This window comes from Rhizobium yanglingense, assembly GCF_977109285.1.
Genome location: NZ_CDSAWY010000005.1, coordinates 1,270,860 through 1,294,111 on the forward strand (window position 1 = coordinate 1,270,860; position 23,252 = coordinate 1,294,111).

A 23,252-nucleotide genomic window follows, 5' to 3' on the forward strand; every position below is an offset into this window, starting at 1 on the left:
ACGTAAACTTTTTTGTTTTCAGTGACTTAGATCGATACAGGAGCGTATTTTTGGATACCCCCGGATGGGCAAAAATTATTCCCACTCGATCGTGCCGGGCGGCTTCGACGTGCACGTCGTAGACCACGCGGTTGATGCCGCGCACCTCGTTGATGATGCGGGTTGCGGCGCGGCCGAGGAATTCCATGTCGTAGTGGTAGAAGTCCGCCGTCATGCCGTCGACCGAGGTGACGGCGCGCAGCGCGCAGACGAATTCGTAGGTGCGGCCGTCGCCCATGACGCCGACGGTCTGGACCGGCAGCAGCACCGCGAACGCCTGCCAGATCGCGTCGTAGAGGCCGGCCTTGCGGATTTCGTCGAGATAGATCGCATCGGCTTCGCGCAGGATGTCGAGCTTCTCGCGAGTGATGCCGCCCGGGCAGCGGATGGCGAGGCCCGGGCCGGGGAACGGGATGGCGGCCGATGAAGCTATCGGGCAGGCCGAGCTCGCTTGCCGAGCGCGCGGACTTCGTCCTTGAACAGCTCGCGCAGCGGCTCGACCAGCTGCATGTTCATGCGCTCCGGCAGGCCGCCGACATTGTGGTGCGACTTGATCGTGACCGATGGGCCGCCGGTGAAGGAGACGCTTTCGATCACGTCGGGATAGAGCGTGCCCTGGGCCAGGAAATCGGCGCCGCCGAGCTTCTTGGCCTCTTCCTCGAACACCTCGATGAACAAGCGCGCCGATGATCTTGCGCTTGGTCTCCGGATCGCTGACGCCTTCCAGCTCGCCGATGAACCGGTCCGAGGCATCGACATGCAGCAGGTGTAGATTGTAGTGCTCGCGGAACATGCGCAACGACGCTCGCTCGCCTCGTCCTTGCGCATCAGGCCATGGTCGACGAGGATGCAGGTCAGCTGGTCGCCGACTGCCTCGTGGATCAGGAGAGCTGCGACCGAGCTGTCGACGCCGCCGGACAAGCGCGCAGATGACGCGCTTGTCGCCGACCTGCTGGCGGATTTGCGTCGACCGCCTTCTGGCGATAGGCCGACATCGACCAGTCGCCCTTGATGCCGGCGATCTTGTGAACGAAGTTGGCGATCAGCTTCGCGCCGTCCGGGGTGTGCACGACTTCCGGGTGGAACTGCACGCCGTAATACTTGCGCTTCTCGTCGGCGATGAAGGCGAAGGGCGCGTTGGCGGAGGTTGCGACGACCTCGAAGCCTTCCGGCATCGCCGTGACGCGGTCGCCGTGGCTCATCCAGACCTGATGGCGCGAGCCCTTCGACCACAGCCCGTCGAACAGCGCGCAGTCCTTGTCGACGTCGAGGAAGGCGCGGCCGAATTCGCGGTGATGGCCGCTCTCGACCTTGCCACCGAGCTGCATGCACATCGTCTGCTGGCCGTAGCAGATGCCGAAGACCGGCAGGCCGCTGTCGAAGATCGATCTGCGGCGCGCGCGGCGAGCCGATCGTCGAGCGTCGAAGCCGGGCTGCCGGACAGGATGACGGCCTTCGGCTGCAGCCGCTTGAAGCCCTCTTCGGCGGACTGGAAGGGCACGATCTCGCAGTACACACCGGCCTCGCGCACGCGGCGTGCGATCAGCTGGGTCACCTGGCTGCCGAAATCGACGATGAGAACGCTGTCGGGATGTGCTGTCTGGGTCATGGCGAGCCTTTAATGAAAAGCACCCGTCCTGGCAATCCAGGAAATCGGCCGAGCCGGGATTTTATTGTCCTGATTGTCCCTGCTTTAGAGGGTTTCAGAACCAGAAAACACCGTCCTCGAGCGCTGTGAATAGGCTGTCGACGGCATAGGAGAGCTTGCGATCGATCACGTGCAGATACTCGGTCCAGCCGTGAAATATGCTGCAGTTCTTCAGCGCCGTCGGAGATTCCGCGAAGGCCGATCAACGGCAGCTTATAGCCCTGGCAGGCGCGCAGAATTGCGAATGTTTCCATGTCCACCATGTCAGCAGCGATATTCCTCGTAGGCCGCCCCCGAAATGACGTTGCCACCGGTGGAAAGGCTGGCCTCAGGAATACCGGGAATGCGGAGCGGCAGATCGATGGCCGCTGGAAGATCGAGGAAGGGTGTGTGGCCCTTCTCGAAACCAAGCGCCGATGCATCCATGTCGCGGTAGGAAACGGAAGAAACCTGATAGACTTCCGTCTGCTCAAGAGTCGCGGAACCTGCCGAGCCGAGAGAGACGACAAGCTGCGGCAGGTCGTCGGCATGATCGAGGCGGGAAAGCGTCTTCGTCATCGCGACCGCCGCCTCGACTGGACCGACGCCCGTCATCAGCGGCTCGAAACGGGAGCGCAGGAAGGGGCCATATTCGGCTTCCGACCGCCATGACGAAGAGGATGGACTTGCCGGCGATCGGCTTCAGTTCGAATTTCATCCCGTCAATTCCCTCTCTGCCGCGAACGACCATCATCGTTCCCGTCATGGAGGCGATCAGCTTGGCCGGTCCGTCGCCGATCGCATAGCCGCGCCCGTCGGCGACGATGATATTGGAGCCTGGTTTGGTGATCTCGCCGCGAAACAGGAAGCGCTCGCCGCGCCCAGGCGACATCAGGTTGACCTTGAATTCGATCGTCAAGATCGAGGCATCGGCGTCGATGACACTGTAGGCGGCAAAGCCGCAGGCGCTGTCGAGAGCTGCCGAAATGATCCCGGCATGAAGAATGCCATGCTGTTGCGTCAGCTTGACGTCGAAGGGAAGCTCGATCTCCACCATGCCGTGCTCGACGCGCGTCAGCTCGGCGCCGATCGTTTCCATCGCCGCCTGGCGGGTAAAACTCTGACGGATCCGTTCGCGGAAGTCGCCGTTATTCCTAACGCTCATGCATTTGTCCCCTTGCGACCGCGAAAGTGGCACGGCGCGCCGGTTTCGACAAGGACGAAAGGGAAGCAGTTCCGATATGCGATCGAGCGAAAGATCAAGCGCGCTCGCGGGCAATCCTGACGATATGCTGATCCCATGCCACATTGCTGCGCGTCGCAAGGAACTCACCGTCATAGGAAGAGACCGCAAATCCATGCCGGGCGGGTGCGATGCCGGCAGCGTCGGGGACGATGTCTTCGGCCAAGACCTTGCCGGAGTTGGCGTCGATGATCGCCGATGCACCCTTCGGCGACGTCACGCCGACGAGGGCGTCCTTGCGGTTGACGGCAATGGCACCGACATAGTTGCCGAGCTGGCGGGTCGTTTTCTCCGGCAGATCGATGAAGGTTAGTTCCTCGCCTTTGGCGAAGTGGCCGACGAGCGGCGGGAGGTCGTTACGGTGGCCCTCGTACTGGCATGCGAACCACACGCGGCCATTGGCGTCGATATCGACGTGACGGGTCGAGACCTGCGACCATTGCCGCGGCAGCACATGTTTTTCGACGAGCGTGCCATTGGACGCATCGATCAGCGTCAGCGATGGCTGCATGTTGCCGAGGTTGAGCTTCGTGCGGCCGAAATCCGGATGGGTCTCGATGCCACCATTGGCGATGACAAGCCAGCGGCCGTCATCGGAGACGGTCATATCGTGCGGGCCGACCCCATAGGTCTGGAACTCGCCGATGCGGGCGAAGCGGTTCGTCACGTCGTAGAGACCGATCATGCCGCGATTGCCGTCAAAATCGTTCTCACTGGCATAAAGCAACCGGCCGTCCGGCGAAAACGTACCGTGTCCGTAGAAGTGGCGGCCTTCGGCGGAGGTGATAACGACCGGCTCACCCCTGTTCCAGGGATCGAAGATCATTGCGTAGGTGCCGGGACGGCGAGCGAAGGCGACGGTCTTGCCGGTGGTTGGGCTGAAAGCCATGCCATGGGCACGTGCGGGCAGGGCGACCTGATCGACGATTTCGCCGCGTTCGGTCACGGTGGCGACCGCGAAGGAGCCGTCGGCGGCGCGGATGCCCGAGGCATAAACCGCATCCGCGCGCTCAAGTGCCAGCAGCCCGCGCGGCTGCAATACGGCGAGAAAGCTCAGGCCTGCTGCCCTGACGAAACTGCGTCGGTCGATCGCAGCGCTTTGCCACATCGGCTCAGTCCCCGTCGGAGAAGGAGAAGCCGGCCGAAAGGCCGATCGCGCCGCCATATTCGTCGCTGATGCGGGTGATCAATTCACGGCTCGTCGCCAGAAATGCGTCGAGCTTGGCTTTCTCCGCATCGCTGGTTGCCACGTCGATATCCGGATTGAGCTTCGGGACGGTATCAAGCAGGGTCTTGAAGTTCGCCTCGATTGCATCAGCAACGGGTTTCTTGTCGGCAGGCAGAAGTTCCGCCATTCCGGCCTTCTGCCAGAGCGTGCGCAGTCCCTCGAGGTTTGCCGTCATCGATTTCCAGGTGTTTTTCGAGCGCCAATAGATAGCCATGCGCGGGCGCGGTGCCGTGTCATCCCGGCCTTTGTAAAACAGCTCCAGCCGCTGATCGCGGACGGTTTCGACGCCGTGGACAAGAATGCCGAGAAGGGCGGTCGCCGCTTCCTTGTTATCCATGAAATCTTCGCTTTGGGGACCGGGACGTTTCCAGCTTGCCTGCACGCCGTCCGGCTTTTCCCAAGCCGCAACGACTTCGCCTGCCTCGCGCTGGATATTGCCCGCGACAGCAGCACCATATTGGCAGCGGAACCCGTTCTTTTGTTTGAGCAGATCGTCTGAGCCGTTGCCGTAAAGCACGTATTCAAGCGCCGTCAGACCCTGCAAGGCGACGCTCTTTTCCCCGATCGCGTCGACCGTCGCATCCTTCGGGTCGGCCTTGGCGAGCAGTGCCTGTACCTGTCTAAGGCCGACGCCCTTTCGGTCAGGGAAGAAGAGGATGTGTTCGAAGAGATTGTCGTGCATCACCGGGCCGGTTTGCACGATCTCGATGATCGACCAATAGCGGATCGTATCGTCGAAAGCAGATTTGGCCTTGTCCAAAGTCTGCTGTGTGCCACCGTCGCAGAGGTCCTTCATCGCCGTCGTCAAGCGTGCGGTAGACTGTTGCATGTTGCGGTAGCCGGGACGGATCACCTCGTCGACGGCCCGCGCCATCACGCCAGGCACCGCTTCCTCGTTCAGCCCCGTCGGCGTCGACGCAGTCTGTGCAATTGCCGATGACGCAAGCATGAATGAAAGCACGAGAGGTTGCCAAAGGCGCATTACAGGGACTCCAGGAATTTGATCAGGGCCTCTCTATCGTCTTTCGGCAGAGAGGAGAATGCATCGCGGGCTTTCTCGGCTTCGCCGCCGTGCCAGAGGATCGCTTCGGTAAGATTTCTGGCGCGGCCGTCGTGGAGGAAAAAGCTGTGTCCGCTGACAGTCCGGGTCAGTCCTATACCCCATAGCGGCGGCGTGCGCCATTCACGTCCGCTTGCGTGGCCAACTTGCTGGCCATCGGCAAGACCTTCGCCCATATCGTGCAGCAGGAAATCCGAATAAGGCCAGATAAGCTGAAAGGACTGAGCTTTTTCGGCGGCATCCCGACGTGTGACGAATTTGGGTACGTGGCAGGATATGCAGCCGGACTGATAGAAAAGTTCCTTACCCCTCAGCGTGTCGGGGAAGCTTGCCTTTCGTCGCGCCGGTACGGCTAGATTTGCGGAATAGAAGGTCACGAGATCGAGGACGGGCCCGGGCGCCTCTTCATTGCCCAAGCGCTTTTGAACACCGGTCGGCATTTTTTGGCATTTTATCTCGGCCTGCATGCAATCCCCATGTGCATCCGGCCGGTCGGGCGTCGATATGCCGATGTCGCTGGAGAAGGCGGCGGCGCTCTGGTCGCGCACAGTTGCATTCTGTGCCTTCCACCCGAAGCGGCCAAGGGTGACCGCGCCTGTGCGATGATCACGCACGATGGCAGCCTTGCCTGAAATGCGGTTGCCATCTTTGTCGTCCGGGTCGGCATGCGCGAGGATGTCGGCTGCTGGAATGGCTTCGATGAGGCCGAGCCCGATCATCGCCGGGGCGACGCGCGGCGATATCGTCGTCGCCGGATCGAGCGGGCCGTAGGCAAGATCCTTCACTTCGTAGGTCGGCGCACGCAATGAGACTGTTTCTCCGCCGGCAAGCGTAACGGTCTTTTCCGCATAGCGAATGGCCATCCTCCCTTCGGCGGCGAGACCGGGCACGGCAAGGTCCTGCAGCTGATGACCATAAGTACGGTCTGGGAAATTGACGGCGCTAGCATTTGCGATCGCCTCTCCTTCTTCCGGTGTCGCCGCTGCTCGTCCAAGGCGAAAGAACATCGATGTGGCGCTGACGCCGCCTTCCGGTGGCCTGCCGCGTCCGTCGTTGACGTGGCAGCTCATGCAGGAACGCGCATTGAAGAGCGGCCCGAGGCCATCCGACGCCTGTGTCGAGGATGGTGCGGAAACCCAGAGCTTCTTGAAGAGTGCGTTGCCGAGCTTGAAGTTCTGCTCTTCCTCGAAGGGGATGTTCGCCGAGATATGCGAAAAGGAATCCTGCGTAACCGGATCGACCGATGTGGCGGCACCAGCCTGCATCGCCTCGTATGGCTCGGCTTTGGAAAAATCACTTGCCGGGCGCGTCACGGCCTCGACGCGCTTCAAATCGGCATCGGAAAGATCGGTGCGTTTCGTCGGAAGATTAAAACCGGCGGCAAGAGCCACCGGAAGGCCGGCAAGCGTGGCGCAGAAAGCAGCGCAGAGAAAAACGCGACGAGCCGGATTATGCGGCATTTCAGAGTTCGGGCCGCTTGGGTTTGGAAGCGGCCCGCCTTTTTGATTATTGGAAGACAGCGTCAGGCTTATCCAAGCTGTCGGAACCTTCAAGCTGAACCGTGCCAAGATCGAGTGCAGCAATAACACGCTGGATCGACTTCGTTTGGTCAACGAGACCGTCGACAGCGGCTTGAACGGCGGCGTTGCCGTCCTTGTTGCCTTCGGCGATCATCTGGTCGTACTTCTCGACCGTCTCGCCGCGTTTTGCCATGGCATGCATTGCATCAAGCGTCGTCTTCAGCTTGCCCGCGACTTCGGTATCGAGTGCCTTGTCTTTCGCGGCAACGAGATCGTGCAGCGACGGGCCGGTCAGCTTCGTTCCGTCGACGCGGGTATATTCCCCGCTGTAAGCGGCGGCGATGCCGATCGCATCGTTGAGGTGCGAGTTATAGGTGTTGTCGGAGAAGCAATCATGCTCCTCTTCCGGATCGTGCAGCAACAAGCCGAGCTTCATGCGCTCGCCAGCGAGTTCGCCGTAGGAGAGCGAGCCCATACCGGTCAGGATCGCGACGAGACCCGCCTTCGGATCGGCTTCGACGTTCTTCGTCGCAGCACCGTCAGCAACCCAATTATCGGTCATTTCCTGCAGGTCGGAGACCAGAAGCGTGGATGCCGACTTCAGATATGCGGCGCGGCGATCGCAATTGCCATGCGTGCAGTTCTTGAGGTCGTAATCGGTTGCCGGGCGGCTGCCCGCTCCCGGACCGGTACCGTTCAGGTCCTGGCCCCAGAGGAGGAATTCGATGGCGTGGTAGCCGGTCGCGACATTGGCTTCGACGCCGCCTGCTTCCTGCAGCGTGCCGGACAGGAACTCCGGCGTCAGCTTGGAAGCGTCGATATCCTTGCCGTCGATCTTGATCGTCTTGTTGGCGATGACGTTTGCAACATAGAGCGCGTTCTCGTCGCTTTCCGCGCCGTAGGAGGTATCGACATAATCGATCAGGCCTTCATCGAGCGGCCAAGCGTTGACCTTGCCTTCCCAGTCATCGACGATCGGATTGCCGAAGCGGTAGACTTCCGTCTGCTGATAAGGAACACGGGCCGCAAGCCACGCATCCTTGGCAGCCTTCAGCGTCTCGTCGTTCGGCGTCTGCAGGAAGGCGTCAATCGCCTTGTCGAGCGCCTTTGCGGTGATCAGCGAGTCCTCGTATTTGGCATGCGCCACTTCGGCATAATGCTTCACGACGGCCGCAGCATCGGTGTCCGCGAGAGCCGGGCTGGATAGGGGTGCTATCGCCAGCGCCAATGCTGCGCAGAAATTCTTGTTGAGCTTCATGGTCCTCTCCTATGACGGGCATCCGTCTGAAATCGCCCGAATCTCTTCGCGCAAAAGAAAACCAGTGTCAAACACTCTAGTTTGGAATGATTTTAAGAATGGAACTTGTCTAAAAACGCTTGTTCAGAAAGGACTTTCCTTGGAAAAGGGCGGAAGTTTGACCTACTAGCGTGCAACTGTTCAATTTCTCCCCGCGCGTGCGCCATCACATCAGGCGCCTTAAGCTTTACGCTGCATCCGGCAGAAGAAGAAGCCGTCCGTATCAGTCGATGCCGGTGTCAGCGTAACCGTTTCACCATCCGACGAACGCGGGCGCGGTGCATTCTTGCCGAATAGCTCGTCCCAGGCAGCCAGGGCGCTTTCGATGGAGAATGCCGGATTTTCCGCGGCGAAGCGTCGGACCTGTTGTTCATTCTCCTGCGGCAGCACGGAACAGGTGACGTAGATCAGCTCGCCGCCGGGGCGCACGAAGGCGCTCGCCTGCTTCAAAGCATCCTGTTGCTGGCTCGTGCGCTCGTCGAGGTTCTTTGCCGTCAGCCGCCATTTGGTATCGGGGCGGCGGCGCCACGTGCCGGTGCCCGTGCAGGGGGCGTCGACTAGCACCTTGTCGCAGCGAGCGCGCAGGCTCGAAAGCGCCTTTGCATCGTCATGCACTTGAACATTGCGCGTACCGGCGCGCTTCAGGCGTTCGATGATCGGCGCAAGGCGTTTGCGGTCGGCGTCATAGGCATGGATCTGGCCTTTGTTGTGCATCGCTGCCGCCATGGCAAGCGTCTTGCCGCCGCCTCCGGCGCAATAGTCGAGCACCTGCTCTCCATCCTTCGGCAGCACCAGATCGGCAACGATCTGCGATCCCTCGTCCTGAACTTCGAACCAGCCTTTTTGAAAGGAAAGCTCGGCTGTGACGTTCGGAAGCCGTGAGGCGCCTTCGCCGGCGGGAATCCGGATGCCACATCGCGCGATCTTCGCTTCATGAGCACCGGCTCTTTCAAGCGCTTTGACCGCCTTTTCGCGGCTGGCCTTCAAAGTGTTGGCGCGCAGGTCGAGCGTCGGGCGGGAGGCGAGCGCCACTGCTTCGGCAAGCCAGCTATCGCCGAATGCCGTCTCGAAGGAGCTTTGCACCCACTCGGGAATATCACCTTGGACGTGGACAGGCGCGGAGGAAAGAGCCCGGCTCTGGAAGGCTGTAAGCGCTGCATCGGGCAGCGAAGGTGGCGCGAACCTATCGTCGGAGAGTTCAGCGGCAAGCGCTTCCGGCGTGAAACCCCACTGTCGGAACATGACGGCATAGGCGATCGCCAGCGGGCTGTCGTCGTCCATCAGGAACCCGTGTGAAAGCCGCATGCGCAGCGCATCATAAACGATGTTGCCGATTGCAGCGCGATCGCCGGAGCCGGCGAAACGATGCGCAAGGCCCCAATCCTTCAGCGCCTCGGCGACAGGTCTCTTTGCGCTGATCGATATCAGCAAGAACCGAAATCGCCCCCTCGAGGCGGCCGCCCAAACGCATTCACGAAACTCCTGTTGCCACGGACGTGTGCACAATCCGCTCGAAGCGTGACTGACGCTGCGGATAATTTCACAAGTCTCAACCGCGTGGTAGCCGCGATTGACGGCAAGAGCAAGCGCCGTCCGGCGCTGGTATCGGACGCCTTTAGCTGGCGGCGACGACTTCGTAGCAAACCTTGGCGGTACCCGAGCGGACCATGCCGATGTTCTGTGCGGCCGCGCGCGAAAGGTCGAGAACACGGCCGCGGATGAACGGGCCACGGTCATTGACGCGAACAATAACGCTGCGGCCATTGTTGCGGTTGGTGACTCTAAGCTTGGTGCCGAAGCGGAGCGAACGGTGAGCGGCAGTCAAAATGGCAGGATTCATACGTTCGCCGGAAGCTGTTTTGGAGTGCAGTGCGTACCACGAAGCACCACCACATCCGGCTGCAGCAAATCCTTCGGCGGGAAGCATGAAAGAACTGGCTGCAATAGCTACGGCAGTGATTATAGAACGGCTGATGTTCTTCAAAACGGATTATCCCTCAACTATTGCACTTGCGCCTTTACGGGCGGCGGGGCTTAAATCCGGCGAAAAGTGGCGAAAAAGTGCCGCGGATTATCACGGAATGTTACAGTGTGTAATATTTGTGAGTCTGATGGAATTCGAGTTGAAAAAGTGCAGCTGTCGAGAAAGTGGAAAAAAGATAAGAAAATCAGGTAAAATTAGAACGATTTTTTCTGCCGTCAGCGCACTGACCTGCTATGTTGCGAAAGTAACAAAAATAATTTTCCGATCTTGCCACAATTGATGCCTCATTTGCGCAAATTTAGAGGCCGTTAACCATAATACGGAGCGAAATTCAGATCGCGAGAATGCCAAAGTAGGAATTTTCTACTCATTTCGAATGTACCGGAATGGCCTGTTCGGGTTAACCGAGCCACCGTCCGCTCTGCCACAATTGCGCAAGCGACATCGGATAATTCGGGAAGGAAAAGGCGTAACCCGCGGCTTTCAATTTGGCGTTCGAAACACGTTTGTTCTCGCCGTAGAAGGAGCGTGCCATCGGCGTCAGCTCAGCGGTTTCGAAGGGCTGTTCCGGAGGCGGCTCTACCCCCATCAGCCCCGCTGCTTCGACAATGACATCCTGCGGCGGTCCGGGCAGGTCATCCGTCACGTTATATATGCCGCCAAGGCACCGGTCTGAGAGGTAGCGCGCCGACGCGCCGATATCCTCAACGCGGATGCGATTGAAAACCTGATCCTTCTTGATCAGGCGGCGGGCCGTGCCCCGGTTTAGATTGACGAAAGCATTCCGGCCCGGGCCGTAGATGCCCGCCAGCCGCAGTACGGCGACCGGAATACCGAGGTCCTTGCCGAGCGCCAGCCACGCATCCTCTGCCTCGAGCCTTTCCTTCGATCGGCCGGAGACGGGGACGCAGACGGTCTCTTCGCTGACCCACTCACCCTTGTGGTCGCCGTAAACGCCAACGGTGGAAAGATAGCCGATCCACTGAAGCGCCGGCATCATCTTGCCGAGCTGGCCGCCTGCGAGATTGATCAGCGGGTCTCCGACTTCCCGCGGCGCGATCGATTGGACGAGGTGTGTGACGCTTTCCATAGCGTCAAGCAAGGCGTCGCTGATTATCTCGCCATCGAAAAGGAAGGTTTCGATCCCTTGGCTGCGGAGGAGCTCAGCCTTGTCGGCCGATCTGGTTGTGCCGGAAATGCGGGCGCTTCCGGCTGAGAAAGCCTTGGCAATCGCCGTGCCGGAATAACCGCAGCCGAAAATCATCACATGCATCACACCACTCCCGCCAATTGCCATTCCGCAAGTACGTCGGCATCAGTCTCGTCCGGCCGTTGTGCCGCAAACACGGCAAATTCGCCAGGCTCCATCAATCGCGAAAGCGCCCAGATTGCCATGCCGCGAACGACCGGAGAAGCGTCAGTGGCAAGCCATCGGCATTGATCGGCGAGGCTGTGATCACCGGAATTGCCGGCGGCGATCAATACATTGCGTATAAAGCGGGCTCTGCCGATGCGCTTGACCGGCGAGCCGCTGAAAAAAATCCGGAAAGCCGCGTCGTCCAGCGTCAGGAGAAAGGCGATCGACGGCTCTTTCAGGTCGTCGCGCGCCTGCAACTTCATTTCGGATGCCGAGACGGCAAACTTGTTCCACGGACAGGCGGCAAGGCAGTCGTCGCAACCATAGATCCGGTTGCCGATCAGCGGCCGCAATTCGAAATCGATCGGACCTTTGTGCTCGATCGTCAGGTACGAGATGCAGCGCCGTGCGTCGATCTGATAGGGCGCCGGGAATGCATTGGTCGGACAGGCATCGAGGCAGGCACGGCAAGAGCCGCAGTGATCGATCTCAGCGTCGTCTACATTGAGATCGGCCGTCGTGAACATCGAGCCGAGGAAGAGCCAGGAGCCGTGGCTGCGGCTGACCAGATTGGTATGCTTGCCTTGCCAGCCGAGACCTGCTGCTGCGGCGAGCGGCTTTTCCATCACCGGTGCAGTGTCGACAAAGACTTTGACGTCGGCCCCGGCCCGTGCTGCAAAGCGGGTCGCGATCTCCTTGAGCCGTCCCTTGATGACGTCGTGATAGTCGCGATTGCGCGCATAGACGGAGATTGCCGCCTTGTCCGGCTTTTCAAGAATATAGCGTGGGTCCTCCCCGGGGCCGTAATTGAGGCCGAAGACGACGATGGATTTCACATCGCTCCACAGCGTGCGAGGATCGCCGCGGCGATCGCGCGTTTCGGCCATCCATTCCATCGTGCCGTGACGTCCCGCATCGATGAACTCGCCGAGCCGTTCCTTCGCTTCGGGTATCGAATCGGGCCGCGTGATGCGACAGAGCTCAAAGCCGAGCGTTGCCGCCTCGGCGCGAACAAAGGCGGTCAAATTGTCGCGGCGCTTGCGTTCTTTATCGTCTGCTATCCGTTCGGGCATCGAAAGCCCTCGTCAGAAATCCAGGTCTGCGTAGTGAGAGACCGGTGTCAGTCCACGCACCCGCTCTGTCAGCAGCGGGCGGAAGGACGGCCGTGATTTCATGCGCTGATACCAATCCTTGGCGATCGGCGATTCCGTCCAGTCGATCTCGCCGAGATAGTCGAGGATCGATAGCGAAGCGGCCGCGGCGAGGTCGGCATAGCTCATGCGATCTCCTGCCAGCCATTGCCGCGAACCGGCAAGCCAGGTCAGGTATTTCATATGCTGGCGGATGTTGGCGCGCGCCGTGCGCAGGATCTTCGAATCCGGTGCTCCGCCGCCCTGGTCTGCGCTCATCTGCAGTTTATACACGCGCTCGCGCGCCAGGGGCCGAGTTACATCCGTCTCCATCTTCTGCATGAACCACTCACCGAGGCGGCGGATTTCCGCGCGCTGGAAGGGATCTTCCGCCAGAAGACGCCGGTCGCGCTTCAGCACGCCATGCGTTTCATCGAGATATTCCGAAATGACAGTCGCGCCGCAAAGAGCGCGCATGCTGTCGTCCACGTAGACCGGCAAGGTACCGGCAGGATTGAGCGCCAGAAAGTCGCGCCGCTTTTCCCAGGTCTGCTCTTCAATGAGATCTGCCTGAAAGCCATACTCGCTCAAAATCAGCCGGACGAAGCGTGAAGCGGATGACATAGGATGATGATAAAGCGTCGGCATCGATACCCGAATCGTTGATTTCTCGCGGCATGCTCTGGTGCACTCATGTTCATAGCGCCCTAGTCATGACTCATTCGTTGCAGCTATAGGAGCTTGGCCCCTTCAATACAAGCAAATCGGGCCTGGCCCCGCCTCACAAGGGATAAAACATGGCTGATATCTTTAGTGCACTCATTCTAGGCCTTATTGAAGGCCTTACTGAATTCATACCGGTTTCCTCGACGGCCCATGTCCTGCTCGCAGGGCATTTCCTGGGCTTTCGGTCGCCGGGCAATACATTTGTCGTTCTCATCCAGCTCGGCGCGATCCTTGCGATTCTTCTCGTCTATTTCAAGCGGCTGCTGAGCCTGGCGCTTGCGTTGCCCCGCAGCGCGCGGGCGCGGCATTTCGTCCTTGCCGTACTCTTTGGTTTTCTGCCTGCAGCCGTTATCGGCGCAATTGCGCACGACTTCATCAAGAACGTGCTCTTCGAAACGCCGATGCTGATCTGCGTCGTCCTCATCCTTGGCGGCCTCGTCCTCCTTGCCGTCGACAAGATCCAGTTCAAGCCGAAGTATCATGATGTGACGGAGTTTTCCTTGCCGATGGCGCTGAAGATAGGCTTCTTCCAGTGCCTGGCAATGATCCCGGGAACATCCCGCTCGGGCGCCACGATTGTGGGCGCGTTGCTGATGGGTGCCGACAAGCGCTCTGCAGCCGAATTCTCGTTCTTTCTTGCCATGCCGACGATGGTCGGCGCCTTTGCTTTGGATTTATACGAGAACCGCAATCTGCTGAGCTTCGATGACGGAATGCTCATCGTCATCGGCTTCGTGGCGGCTTTCGTCTCGGCGCTCTTCGTTGTCCGCGCGCTGCTCGATTTCGTCTCGATCCGGGGCTACGCGCCCTTCGCCTGGTGGCGAATCTTCATTGGCGCGGCAGGCCTGATCGGCTTGACGTTGTTCGGCTGATTTTCAGATATTTGACATCCGGGGCGGCTCCGGAAAGAGCCGGCCCTTGCCTCAGTGGTTGAGAGAGGCTGTGGAGCAGGGATCGATGCCATAAGCCGGCGCGCAGCCGCCCTTCACCGCTGCGACCGAGCCGGGCGCAATGAAGGAACCTGCGAGGATAACCAGTGCCGCACACGCAAAAAGTAGCGCGATTGACTTGCCCATCGAATAAAGCCTTTCAAGTCGATTTAGCGCGCCGCAAATGGCGCTGAGTCCGTTTCAGGACGCGCGGGGTGTGTAGTCAGTGGAATGGCAAATAGCAATAAACGTTGCTGCTAAATGTGGCGTTAATTTCACTAAATTTTTAATGCGTCTTTTATGCAACGCCGTTCCGGCTCGGCGCTATAGAAAGCACGCGAAACTTGCCCGGTTGCCTGAAGAAACAAAAAGAAAAACGCCGTCTGTGAGCAAACACAGCGGCGTTCAACCGGTGCGATAATTTCTCAGGCTGCTTTTCCAGAACCCGTGTACTGACCATGCGGGCGGTAACGCACCAGATACGACGGCAGTACGGAGGCCAGCATTGTCGGCGTGACGCCGAGGGCCTTCAACGTGAGGCCATCCGTTTCGGCCTTCGTTGAAACGACATTGTCGCGCTTCAGCAGGCGAACCTGGTCGGCCGTGATCGGGGGCTTAACGAAGGGAACGAGCGAGGCGACGCTGCCGATCAGCGAAGCGATGCTGAAGGGAATGGAAACCAGTCGGTTTTTGCGGGCGGTGATCTTCAGCATGACCTGAAGACATTCGCGGAAGGTGAGCACTTCCGGACCGCCGAGTTCATAGATGGTCCCGCTCGCAGCCTTGCCCTCGACGGCGCGTGCCACGGCTTCTGCCACGTCCTCTACGTAGACCGGCTGCAGCTTCGTCTTGCCGCCACCGATGAGGGGAAGCACTGGCGAAAGGCGAGCCATCTCCGCAAATTTGTTGAAGAAGCCGTCTTCCGGCCCGAAAACGATCGACGGACGGAAGATTATGGCGTCCTTCTTGGTCGAAAGGATTGCCGCCTCCGCACGGCCCTTGGTGCGGGCATAGCTGGAATCCGAATTGGCGTCGGCGCCGATTGCCGAAATATGGATGAGCTTCGCGCCGGATGCCCGGGCGGCTTCCGCCACGGCGCGCGCACCGAATTCCTGCACCGCATCGAAGGTGTTGCGGCCGGCCTCAAAGAGCACGCCGACACAGTTGATGACGAAGTCGGCACCCTCGACGGCGCGATCGACCGAAGTGCGGTAGCGCAGGTTCGCTTGGACAAAAGAAATCTGGCCGACATTGCCGAGCGGCTGCAGAAAACCTGCGAGATCCGGCCGCCGCACCGCGACGCGGATGCGATAGCCGCGCTTTGCGAGGGCGCGCACGATATGCCTGCCGAGAAAGCCAGAACCTCCGAACACGGTCACGAGCGGCGGCAGGTTGGCAAGGGTCATGGCAGGCTCCTCGAAAGGCTTGGATGGACGCGTTGATCGGCACTCGTATTAGCCGAAACCCGGCGCGACGGAAAGGTCCATCTTGCCTCAGCTTCGCAGATGCAAAGAGTGCTCAGACGCCTTCGACAACCACCATTTCCGCGTCGGCGCATTCCTGGCGGATCTTGGCCGCAATCTGGTATTGCGGGGAGTTGTAGCAATCGACCGCGGCCTGCATGGACGGGAACTCGATGACGACGTTTCGGGCTCGCGATTTACCTTCAAGTTCGGTGATTGCACCGCCGCGGGCGAGGAAGTTTGCGCCGTATTCTTCAAAGGCCGGCTTAGCTGCCGCGACGTAATCCTTGTAGCGCTCGGGATCGCGAACATCGACGCGTGCAATCCAGTATCCTTTTGCCATGGTTTTCTCCAATGAAAGAACACAAGGGGCAAAACGCCTTTAACTGGCGGCTTTTCCTTGGGTTCGGTTATGGTTTGATCAGCGTTTTTGCCGATCGGCTAAATCTCTTCCTTTCGCTGGACAGGTTGTTGCCGTCCTGCGGTTCTCGAACCAATCTCCATCTGTGGACGCCCCGTTGAATGCAAGAAGAGTTTCGGGCGGCATTACGCGTAGTCGGGTGCTGACATCTGTCCGGCCTTTCGCGCGACCGTTCATCTGTCGCTGGCCCGTATGGGAGTTCGCGGATCGGGCTCCAAATCAATGCGGCGTGCTCGAAGCACTCCGGAGATTCCTGGCTTTCCCGACCCCGTCTCATCGACTGTTGCGCCATACCTTCCGTTCGACCTTCCCTACATCTCGACGACCTCTGGCCGGGCGGTTATGCCGCCACAGCTGGAGCCTTATAGACGCCACCCTTTGCCATGAGTGCCCATACGATGCGGGCCATCTTGTTGGCGAGAGCGACAGTCACAAGCATGGGTGGCTTGCGGGCAATCATGCGCCCGAGCCACGAACCTTCTGGGGTGCCGCGCCGGCGAGCCTGCAGCACCACCGCGCTCGCACCAATGATGAGCAGGCGGCGCAGTGTTCGCTCTCCCATCTTCGATGTTTCGCCGAGCTTTTGCTTGCCGCCGGTGGAGCGCTGCAACGGTGTTAATCCTAACCAGGCTGCGAAGTCGCGGCCTCGCTTGAAGCCCGCCGCTCCTGGGGCCAGGGAGATCAAAGCCGTTGCGGTGATTGGACCGACGCCGGGAATTGTTGCTAACCGCCGTGCGTCTTCGTCTTCCCGGGCACGCCGAGCGATTTCGACATCCAGTTTCTGGATCCTTTGGTCGAGCGACTTCAGAGTATCAACCAAAATGGCGAGAGCCATGCGTGTGGCCTCCGGCAACTTGCTCCTGGAATCCTCCACGTGCAAAACAAGCCTGGTGACGTGGGTCGGGCCCTGGGGAACAATCAGTCCGTATTCCGCCAGGTGGCCCCGCAAGGCGTTGATCGTTTGAGTGCGCTGCCGCACCAGCAAGTCGCGCGCCCGGAACACCGCCGCGCTCGCCTGCTGTTCCTCGCTCTTAACCGAGACAAAGCGCATCGTCGGGCGCTGGGCCGCCTCGCAGATTGCCTCCGCATCGGCGGCATCGTTCTTCTGGCGCTTCACAAAAGGCTTTACATAGGCAGGGGCAATCAGGCGGACCGTGTGGCCGAATTTGCCGATCTCCCGTGCCCAATAATGCGCGCTGGAGCAGGCTTCCATCGCGACGATGCAGGCCGGCTGTCCGGCAAAAAACGCGAGCAGCTTATCACGCCGCAGCTGCTTGCGGAAAATGACGGCACCAGCGGTATCTGATCCATGCACCTGAAAGACATTCTTGGCCAAATCCAACCCCATCATGCTAACGTTCATTTCGGACGTCTCCTCTGTTGTGGCGGTTAACACCCACCATGTTGGCACATTCGATGCCGTCGAGGGGCGTCCACCCCATCAATGCGTGACCTGATGCCTTAGCTTCGGTCACAGAGTGACGTTCGGCTCCCGGTTTCCCATTCTCCTCAAGGAGCGCAACCCGGACCTGCCGGGCTCGCTAGTAGACCATCAGGACAACCGGGATATCGTCGACGCGCCTTCCGTGTTGCTTTCACCGCGCCGCTCGTAAGCGCGCTGATCACGCAGGATCTGGAAGGCGATCGTCAAAAGCTTGCGCGCAATGGCAACGCGCGCCTTGTTCACTCCTCTGATCTTCAGATGCTCGTATTGGGCGCGAAGCTGTGCATCGCTGGCAATGGCCGGAGCCACCGCCTCGACGAAAGCCCAGCGCAGCCACTTGTTGCCCTGCTTGATGATCTTGCCGTGAAAGGTCTTGCCGCCGGAGGAATAGGTCGACGGCACCAGCCCGGCATAGGCGGCAAGCTTCTTCGGATTGCGGAATCGACCGACATCATCGATCTCCGCATCGATCAGCCGGGCGAAGAACTCGCCGATGCCGGGGATCGTCTTCAACAGCTTCACATTGCCATTAACCTTGGTCATTGCCCGGATCGTTGCTTCCGACTGCTTGATCCGCACATCGATGTCGCCGATGAAGTCGAGACCGCGGTCGATCTGGATGCGGTCGATCTCCGAGACCTTGACCTGCGCCAGCTGGATGCGGCCGGCCTTGCCGAACAGGTCGCCGAGCTTCTTCAACTGCGCCGTCTGCTCCGGATAGCGATCAAACACCGTGACGATGCGGTTCTTTGTCATCGTCCGCAGCCGCACGTAAAACATCCGCTCACGCAGGGCGATGCGCAGCTCGCGGGCGCGCTCTCCAGGTGCCCAGGCCTCCGGCACCAGGTCGGCTCTGAGCAGATGCGCCAGCACCGTCGCGTCGATCTTGTCGGTCTTGATCTTGGCATCGGCGATCGCCTTGACCTTCCACGGATGGGCGAGGACGACATCATCACAAATGTCGTCGAGCCAGTCGTAGATCACCATCCAGTTGCGAGTGGCCTCGACAACCGCATGCGAGTTGTCGCGATAGCGTTCGAGAAAGCCGCCAAGCGACTGGCGGTCGTTCTTCACCCGGCCGGATCCGAGCGTCTTGCCGCTGCTGTCCTGCACCACCAGGTGGCTGTAGGATTTGTGATAGTCGACGCCGATATGGTAATCATAAGAGGCAGTCATGCTTCCAACTCCCTTGTTGAGATGTATGAAACCCCAATAAGGTAAGCCGAAAGGCTGGAAGCGTGACTGTCCCTCGATCATCACCTGCATCTCAGTGATCCGTTCTATCGGTGGAGGCGGCCTCTTTCATGTCACCTCCTCCTGTTGACGGTTGCCCACGCCATCCAAATCGCTGATATGTTCGCTATCAGCCGCGTCCTTCGCCAAGCGTCAGAGCGCGGCTTCCATCTCGGCGAGAATGGCGCGTGCTGCTTCCTTCGGATCGGGCGCCTTGACGATCGGGCGGGCGACGACGAGGTGGCTTGAGCCGGCCTTCAGCGCATCGGCGGGGGTCATGACACGCTTCTGATCACCCTTTTCACTACCTGCCGGGCGGATGCCGGGGGTGACGATTGCCATTCCAGGTCCGACGATTTTCCGAACGGCCGCGGATTCTTCCGCGGAGCAGACGACGCCGCCCATCCCGGCGAGCAGCGCCTGTTCGGCGCGGCGCAGCACTAGGGTATGCGGGTCGTATTCGTAACCTGCGGCGATCAGATCCTGTTCGTCCATCGAGGTTAGGACCGTCACGCCGAGCAGGCAGAGTTCGGAACCCTTTGCCGCTTCGACGGCAGCCTTCATCGCCTTGGGATAGGCATGCAGTGTCAGCATGGACATACCCATCTTCACGATGTTCTCGACGCCAGAGGCGACCGTGTTGTCGATATCGAGCAGCTTCATGTCGAGGAAGATCTTCTTGCCGCTCTGTGCGAGATCGCGTGCGAATTCCAGACCGCCGGCGAAGACGAGCTGATAGCCGATCTTGAAGAAGAGAATGTCGTCGCCGAGCGTCGAGACGATCTGTTCCGCCTCGCCAAGTGTCGGAACATCCAGCCCGACGATCAGCCGCTCGCGTGCGTTCATCTCACATCCGTCCCTGCCAGTTTTCCATGGGCGTCCAGTCGCATGATAAGCGCCGGTCTGCAAGGCTGAAACAATAGAGATTGCCGCCACCGGGCGGCTGATCGCGATCGCGCGCGATGACGCGGCTCTCGAGATGGCATTTCAACAGCGTGCCGACCCCGCCATGCCCGACAAAGGCGATCGGCTCATTCGGATCGTGATCGGCGAGAACAGCTCCGAAGCCCGAAACGATGCGCTGCTGCGCATCGGCGGCACGCTCCCAGCCTCTGAAACTATCTTGCGGATGCGCGAAGAACCAGTCGGCAGCTTTCTCGAATTCCGCAGGCGGCAGGAAGCCCGTTGCGGACCGGTCGTTCTCATGCATGCCATGTCGGATCTCGATGGCCACGCCTGCCGTCGCAGCCAGTATTTCCGCGGTCTCGATGGCCTTCGTCTCGTCGCTGGAAATAATACGGCGCAGTTTCCTCGCCCAGCTGCTTTCAGCCGCCTTGCGTGCGCGAGCCTCGCCGATCTCGGATAAACCCCATTTGGGCACCGCGACATTCGGATCGATTTTCACTTGCGGGTGGGTGATGTACAGCCCGAACATATCAGCTGCGTCGGTAGATCCAGAGCTGCGCCGGCGGGATATTGCGGACGATGAAATCGAAATGCTGGATGTGGTAGCGCTCCGGCCGCGCAATGATCGGCGAGACCGGACCATAGGAAATCTGCACGACCGGCCTGCCTGCCGGAATCCGGTTCGAGCAGGCTTTCCAGAAGCGCAATTCGCGCCTGCATCGGGAAGTTCAGCAGCGGCACGGCCGAAACGACGGAATCGAACGTCTGATCCTTGAGGTCGCCGAGCGTCTTGTCGAGGTCGAAGGCGTCGCCATTGATGAAGCGGACACTGGGGTAAAGGCGGACGAGATGCTCGTAAAAATCCGTCGAATATTCGATGGCGACGAGATTTTCCGGCTTCACGCCGCGCCCGAGGATCGCCTTGGTGATCGCGCCCGTGCCGGGACCGAGTTCAAGAACCGGGAGGCCGGAATTCAGGTGGATGACGCTTGCCATCTTGCGGGCGGTGATGGAGGAGGTGGGAACGATGGAGCCGACAGTTTTCGGCCCCTGCATCATGCCCTTGAAGAAACGGATCTCTTCATCGAACTTCTTGCCGAGCCGTTCTTTCAGCCGCAACGCCATGCCGTCCTCCACGAAAAATGTACCAAAACCGCTAGCTATCTATTTGCCATCCTCTGGCGCAAAAACAAGCCCAAACGTCGCAATCGGCAAACTTTACCGGGCAAATGCGACGTGCGTTTACACGCGCATCGGCATCAGAACGTAAAGTGCATCATCGCCGGCGGTATCGCGAATGAGCGTCGGCGAGCCTGCATCGGCAAGCAGAAAAATCGCCTGATCGCCGGAAAGCTGCGCCGTGATGTCGAGCAGATATTTGGCATTGAAACCGATTTCCATGGAATCTGTGTCGTAACCGACGGCGACTTCTTCCGTCGCGCTGCCAGAATCCGGATTGTTGACGGTGAGCAGAAGCTGGCCGTCTGAAAGCGCGAGCTTCACGGCGCGACCGCGCTCGGAAGAAATCGTCGAAACGCGGTCGACAGCCTGGGCGAATGTCGTGCAATCGACGCGCATTTCCTTGTCGTTGCCTGTGGGAATCACACGCTGGTAATCTGGAAAGGTGCCATCGATGAGCTTGGAGGTCATGACGATCGAGTCGATGCCGAGGCGGATTTTGGCATCTGAGACTTCGACGGTGACCAGCGCATCGGGATTGTCGACGAGCTTCTGCAGTTCACCGACCGTCTTGCGCGGAATGATGATGCCAGGCATGCCTTCGGAGCCGGAGGGGGCCTTCACGTCGGCACGCGCGAGGCGGTGGCCGTCGGTCGCTACCGCGCGCAGCTTCAAGTCGCCGTCGCTTTCGATCGTGTGGAAGAATATGCCGTTCAGATAGTAGCGCGTTTCTTCGGTGGAGATCGCAAACTGCGTGCGGTCGATCAGCATCTTGAGATCGGCTGCCTTCAGCTTGAAGGAATGCGTGAACGTGCCGGCGGTCAGATCCGGGAAATCGGATTCCGGCAGGCACTGCAGCGAGAATTTCGAGCGGCCGGACTGGACAGCCATCGAGCCGCCATCCGTCGATGTTGCCAAAAGAACTTCCGAACCGTCCGGCAGTTTGCGCACAATGTCGTAAAGGAGATGCGCCGGAACCGTTGTGGCGCCGCCCTGCTCGACATTGGCGGGCGTGGCTTCGGTCACTTCGAGATCGAGGTCGGTCGCCTTCATGTCGAGGTTCTGGCCATCGGCGCGCAGCATGATATTGGACAGGATCGGGATCGTGTTGCGACGTTCGACCACGCGGTGAACGTGGTTCAGCGACTTCAAAAGGTTTGACCGCTCAATAGTTATACGCATGGGATGCTACCGCTTTCGACCGTTACTGCCCCAGCGCGCAAACGCGCCGGAAGATGCTGTCCGGCTCCGGGCCGGAGGAGTGGACAGGCAAAATGGCAGAACTTTGCTGACGAATGCAAGGGGTGCGAGACGCAGCAGCGCTGCAATTGCCGTTTTCCGGGACAATGCTCACAGAAATCCGAACACTTGCTGCGGGCCAAACCCCCGCGCATAAAGACAGAGAGCCAAAGGAGCCATCGAAATTGAATAATGAGGAAACAGCGGGCGAGGGCGGCATGCAGCGCGGCTATCGCCTGCACAATGTCGCCATCCCGGCCCGCCCGCTGGAAGCGGCGCTTTATCTTGTCGCTACGCCGATCGGCAATCTGGGCGATATCACCTTGCGGGCACTGGAAACGCTGGCGGGTGCCGATGTGCTCGCCTGCGAGGATACGCGCGTGACCCGCGTTCTGCTCGACCGATACGGCATTCAGAACCGGCCCTTTGCCTATCATGAGCACAATGCCGATGAGGCGGGTCCGCGATTGCTGCAGGCTCTGGAGGCGGGCCGGTCTGTTGCACTTGTCTCCGATGCCGGGACGCCGCTTGTCTCTGACCCCGGCTATCGCCTTGCACAGTCGGCGATCGAAGCAGGTTACCGTGTCGTGCCCATTCCGGGAGCATCGGCGCCGCTTGCCGCGCTTGTCGGCTCGGGCCTGCCGAACGACGCCTTTTTGTTTGCGGGGTTCCTCCCGGCGAAGGACAAGGCGCGGCGCGACCGGCTGGCGGAATTTGTCGCCGCTCCAGCGACGCTCCTCTTCTTTGAATCGCCACACCGGATCGGCGCGACGCTGGCTGCTGCCGCCGACGTGCTCGGGCCTACCCGTAGGGCGTCCGTTTGCCGCGAACTGACGAAGACATACGAGGAGTTCCGCCGCGGCACGCTCGCGGAGCTTGCCGCGCATTATGCTGAAAACCACAATGTGAAGGGCGAGATCGTGCTCGTCGTCGGCCCACCGGAAGAGCGGCCGGCGGACGAAGCGGATGTGGGAGCGATCCTTGCCGACCTTGCGACGTCCATGCCGACGGCAAAGGCAGCCGCCGAAGCAGCACGCGTCACCGGATTGCCGCGCAAGGAACTCTACCAGCGCTTGCTTGATATGAAGGCCAAGGATGGGCGATAGCTACGGCCATTAGCCGGCGAAAGATGGGTCGGCGATGTCGGCGCTGTGACGTCGGCATTCGTACCGAGGATCTGCGGCTGGCAGGTTCAATATGTCGAAGAACTCGGCTCGTAGCGGCTCG

At 60.1% G+C, this 23,252-nt stretch carries 19 protein-coding genes and 5 pseudogenes; 3 read left to right on the forward strand and 21 right to left on the reverse strand.

What is annotated here, in order from left to right:
* Positions 1-75: 75 nt before the first annotated feature.
* The 9 genes and pseudogenes from guaA to ACW4PC_RS15975 all read right to left on the reverse strand — a co-directional run bounded on the left by guaA (position 76) and on the right by ACW4PC_RS15975 (position 9,941).
* Positions 76-1,648: pseudogene (gene guaA, locus ACW4PC_RS15935) on the reverse strand (glutamine-hydrolyzing GMP synthase).
* 94 nt (positions 1,649-1,742) lie between these two features.
* Positions 1,743-2,384 (reverse strand): annotated as a pseudogene (locus tag ACW4PC_RS15940) (5'-methylthioadenosine/S-adenosylhomocysteine nucleosidase).
* Positions 2,385-2,907 (reverse strand): annotated as a pseudogene (locus ACW4PC_RS15945) (PaaI family thioesterase); the annotation flags it as partial. It abuts the pseudogene before it with no gap.
* Positions 2,908-2,925: 18 nt separating this feature from the next.
* Positions 2,926-4,017 (reverse strand): DUF1513 domain-containing protein, encoded by a 1,092-nt coding sequence (locus ACW4PC_RS15950; protein WP_455874393.1) that lies wholly within the window; start codon positions 4,015-4,017, stop codon positions 2,926-2,928.
* A gap of 4 nt (positions 4,018-4,021) precedes the next feature.
* On the reverse strand, positions 4,022-5,119 hold the full coding sequence (locus ACW4PC_RS15955; protein ID WP_455874394.1) for an imelysin family protein: 1,098 nt from the start codon (positions 5,117-5,119) through the stop codon (positions 4,022-4,024).
* Positions 5,119-6,657: a di-heme oxidoreductase family protein gene (locus tag ACW4PC_RS15960; protein ID WP_455874395.1), complete on the reverse strand. Its 1,539-nt coding sequence runs from the start codon at positions 6,655-6,657 to the stop codon at positions 5,119-5,121. The genes ACW4PC_RS15955 and ACW4PC_RS15960 overlap by 1 nt, the downstream gene beginning before the upstream one ends.
* Before the next feature lie 46 nt (positions 6,658-6,703).
* Positions 6,704-7,975 (reverse strand): imelysin family protein, encoded by a 1,272-nt coding sequence (locus ACW4PC_RS15965; protein WP_455874396.1) that lies wholly within the window; start codon positions 7,973-7,975, stop codon positions 6,704-6,706.
* A 219-nt stretch (positions 7,976-8,194) separates the two neighbouring features.
* Positions 8,195-9,485, reverse strand: a pseudogene (locus ACW4PC_RS15970) (RsmB/NOP family class I SAM-dependent RNA methyltransferase).
* Positions 9,486-9,629: 144 nt separating this feature from the next.
* Positions 9,630-9,941: a septal ring lytic transglycosylase RlpA family protein gene (locus ACW4PC_RS15975; RefSeq protein ID WP_223843996.1), complete on the reverse strand. Its 312-nt coding sequence runs from the start codon at positions 9,939-9,941 to the stop codon at positions 9,630-9,632.
* On the opposite strand from ACW4PC_RS15975, the gene ACW4PC_RS15980 reads away from it, so the two are divergent.
* A complete protein-coding gene (locus ACW4PC_RS15980) occupies positions 9,841-10,278 on the forward strand; it encodes a hypothetical protein (protein WP_455875088.1) in 438 nt (145 codons plus the stop codon). The genes ACW4PC_RS15975 and ACW4PC_RS15980 overlap by 101 nt on opposite strands.
* 120 nt (positions 10,279-10,398) lie before the next feature.
* On the opposite strand, the gene ACW4PC_RS15985 is transcribed toward ACW4PC_RS15980, so the two are convergent.
* The 3 genes from ACW4PC_RS15985 to ACW4PC_RS15995 are packed head-to-tail and all read right to left on the reverse strand — an operon-like array spanning position 10,399 to position 13,133.
* Complete coding sequence (locus tag ACW4PC_RS15985) at positions 10,399-11,271, reverse strand: SDR family oxidoreductase (RefSeq protein ID WP_455874397.1); 873 nt, start codon at positions 11,269-11,271, stop codon at positions 10,399-10,401.
* Positions 11,271-12,428, reverse strand: coding sequence for a tRNA epoxyqueuosine(34) reductase QueG (queG, locus tag ACW4PC_RS15990; RefSeq protein ID WP_455874398.1), 1,158 nt, complete (start codon positions 12,426-12,428; stop codon positions 11,271-11,273). The genes ACW4PC_RS15985 and queG overlap by 1 nt, the downstream gene beginning before the upstream one ends.
* A 12-nt stretch (positions 12,429-12,440) precedes the next feature.
* Positions 12,441-13,133 (reverse strand): glutathione S-transferase family protein, encoded by a 693-nt coding sequence (locus tag ACW4PC_RS15995; protein ID WP_022713395.1) that lies wholly within the window; start codon positions 13,131-13,133, stop codon positions 12,441-12,443.
* Positions 13,134-13,282: 149 nt separating this feature from the next.
* Here ACW4PC_RS15995 and ACW4PC_RS16000 point away from each other — a divergent pair, with 149 nt between their 5' ends.
* A complete protein-coding gene (locus ACW4PC_RS16000) occupies positions 13,283-14,083 on the forward strand; it encodes an undecaprenyl-diphosphate phosphatase (protein WP_194728720.1) in 801 nt (266 codons plus the stop codon).
* 51 nt (positions 14,084-14,134) lie between these two features.
* Here the strand turns inward: ACW4PC_RS16000 and ACW4PC_RS16005 are convergent, their stop codons facing one another.
* From ACW4PC_RS16005 to dnaN, 9 genes and pseudogenes are all read right to left on the reverse strand, one after another.
* Positions 14,135-14,287, reverse strand: a complete 153-nt coding sequence (locus ACW4PC_RS16005) for a hypothetical protein (protein ID WP_027510599.1) — start codon at positions 14,285-14,287, stop codon at positions 14,135-14,137.
* Between the two features lie 278 nt (positions 14,288-14,565).
* A complete protein-coding gene (locus ACW4PC_RS16010; RefSeq protein ID WP_455874399.1) occupies positions 14,566-15,546 on the reverse strand; it encodes a complex I NDUFA9 subunit family protein in 981 nt (326 codons plus the stop codon).
* Between the two features lie 112 nt (positions 15,547-15,658).
* Positions 15,659-15,946 carry a DUF1330 domain-containing protein gene (locus tag ACW4PC_RS16015; protein WP_455874400.1) on the reverse strand — a complete coding sequence of 96 codons (288 nt, stop codon included), beginning with the start codon at positions 15,944-15,946 and terminating at the stop codon, positions 15,659-15,661.
* 418 nt (positions 15,947-16,364) lie between these two features.
* Positions 16,365-17,387, reverse strand: coding sequence for an IS110 family RNA-guided transposase (locus tag ACW4PC_RS16020; protein ID WP_455874401.1), 1,023 nt, complete (start codon positions 17,385-17,387; stop codon positions 16,365-16,367).
* A 189-nt stretch (positions 17,388-17,576) separates the two neighbouring features.
* Complete coding sequence (locus ACW4PC_RS16025) at positions 17,577-18,644, reverse strand: IS110 family RNA-guided transposase (protein ID WP_455874402.1); 1,068 nt, start codon at positions 18,642-18,644, stop codon at positions 17,577-17,579.
* A gap of 210 nt (positions 18,645-18,854) precedes the next feature.
* Entirely contained in the window at positions 18,855-19,547 is a 693-nt protein-coding gene (gene pyrF / locus ACW4PC_RS16030; protein ID WP_455874403.1) for an orotidine-5'-phosphate decarboxylase, read from the reverse strand.
* 1 nt (position 19,548) lies between these two features.
* On the reverse strand, positions 19,549-20,136 hold the full coding sequence (locus ACW4PC_RS16035) for a histidine phosphatase family protein (protein WP_455874404.1): 588 nt from the start codon (positions 20,134-20,136) through the stop codon (positions 19,549-19,551).
* 1 nt (position 20,137) lies between these two features.
* Positions 20,138-20,732, reverse strand: a pseudogene (pmtA, locus tag ACW4PC_RS16040) (phospholipid N-methyltransferase PmtA).
* A gap of 117 nt (positions 20,733-20,849) precedes the next feature.
* Positions 20,850-21,968, reverse strand: a complete 1,119-nt coding sequence (dnaN, locus tag ACW4PC_RS16045; RefSeq protein WP_455874405.1) for a DNA polymerase III subunit beta — start codon at positions 21,966-21,968, stop codon at positions 20,850-20,852.
* Between the two features lie 275 nt (positions 21,969-22,243).
* On the opposite strand from dnaN, the gene rsmI reads away from it, so the two are divergent.
* The gene (rsmI, locus tag ACW4PC_RS16050; protein ID WP_455875036.1) at positions 22,244-23,131 is read left to right on the forward strand and encodes a 16S rRNA (cytidine(1402)-2'-O)-methyltransferase; all 888 of its coding nucleotides are present in this window, start codon (positions 22,244-22,246) and stop codon (positions 23,129-23,131) included.
* The last annotated feature ends 121 nt before the right edge of the window (positions 23,132-23,252 follow it).

Excerpts from the sequence above, each read along its gene's own strand:
- ACW4PC_RS15950 (WP_455874393.1), bottom strand. The coding sequence starts at position 4,017 with ATGTGGCAAAGCGCTGCGATCGACCGACGCAGTTTCGTCAGGGCAGCA.
- ACW4PC_RS15955 (WP_455874394.1), bottom strand. The coding sequence starts at position 5,119 with ATGCGCCTTTGGCAACCTCTCGTGCTTTCATTCATGCTTGCGTCATCG.
- ACW4PC_RS15960 (WP_455874395.1), bottom strand. The coding sequence starts at position 6,657 with ATGCCGCATAATCCGGCTCGTCGCGTTTTTCTCTGCGCTGCTTTCTGC.
- ACW4PC_RS15965 (WP_455874396.1), bottom strand. The coding sequence starts at position 7,975 with ATGAAGCTCAACAAGAATTTCTGCGCAGCATTGGCGCTGGCGATAGCA.
- ACW4PC_RS15980 (WP_455875088.1), top strand. The coding sequence starts at position 9,841 with ATGGCAGGATTCATACGTTCGCCGGAAGCTGTTTTGGAGTGCAGTGCG.
- ACW4PC_RS15975 (WP_223843996.1), bottom strand. The coding sequence starts at position 9,941 with ATGCTTCCCGCCGAAGGATTTGCTGCAGCCGGATGTGGTGGTGCTTCG.
- ACW4PC_RS15985 (WP_455874397.1), bottom strand. The coding sequence starts at position 11,271 with ATGCATGTGATGATTTTCGGCTGCGGTTATTCCGGCACGGCGATTGCC.
- queG (WP_455874398.1), bottom strand. The coding sequence starts at position 12,428 with ATGCCCGAACGGATAGCAGACGATAAAGAACGCAAGCGCCGCGACAAT.
- ACW4PC_RS15995 (WP_022713395.1), bottom strand. The coding sequence starts at position 13,133 with ATGCCGACGCTTTATCATCATCCTATGTCATCCGCTTCACGCTTCGTC.
- ACW4PC_RS16000 (WP_194728720.1), top strand. The coding sequence starts at position 13,283 with ATGGCTGATATCTTTAGTGCACTCATTCTAGGCCTTATTGAAGGCCTT.
- ACW4PC_RS16005 (WP_027510599.1), bottom strand. The coding sequence starts at position 14,287 with ATGGGCAAGTCAATCGCGCTACTTTTTGCGTGTGCGGCACTGGTTATC.
- ACW4PC_RS16010 (WP_455874399.1), bottom strand. The coding sequence starts at position 15,546 with ATGACCCTTGCCAACCTGCCGCCGCTCGTGACCGTGTTCGGAGGTTCT.
- ACW4PC_RS16015 (WP_455874400.1), bottom strand. The coding sequence starts at position 15,946 with ATGGCAAAAGGATACTGGATTGCACGCGTCGATGTTCGCGATCCCGAG.
- ACW4PC_RS16020 (WP_455874401.1), bottom strand. The coding sequence starts at position 17,387 with ATGAACGTTAGCATGATGGGGTTGGATTTGGCCAAGAATGTCTTTCAG.
- ACW4PC_RS16025 (WP_455874402.1), bottom strand. The coding sequence starts at position 18,644 with ATGACTGCCTCTTATGATTACCATATCGGCGTCGACTATCACAAATCC.
- pyrF (WP_455874403.1), bottom strand. The coding sequence starts at position 19,547 with ATGAACGCACGCGAGCGGCTGATCGTCGGGCTGGATGTTCCGACACTT.
- ACW4PC_RS16035 (WP_455874404.1), bottom strand. The coding sequence starts at position 20,136 with ATGTTCGGGCTGTACATCACCCACCCGCAAGTGAAAATCGATCCGAAT.
- dnaN (WP_455874405.1), bottom strand. The coding sequence starts at position 21,968 with ATGCGTATAACTATTGAGCGGTCAAACCTTTTGAAGTCGCTGAACCAC.
- rsmI (WP_455875036.1), top strand. The coding sequence starts at position 22,244 with ATGCAGCGCGGCTATCGCCTGCACAATGTCGCCATCCCGGCCCGCCCG.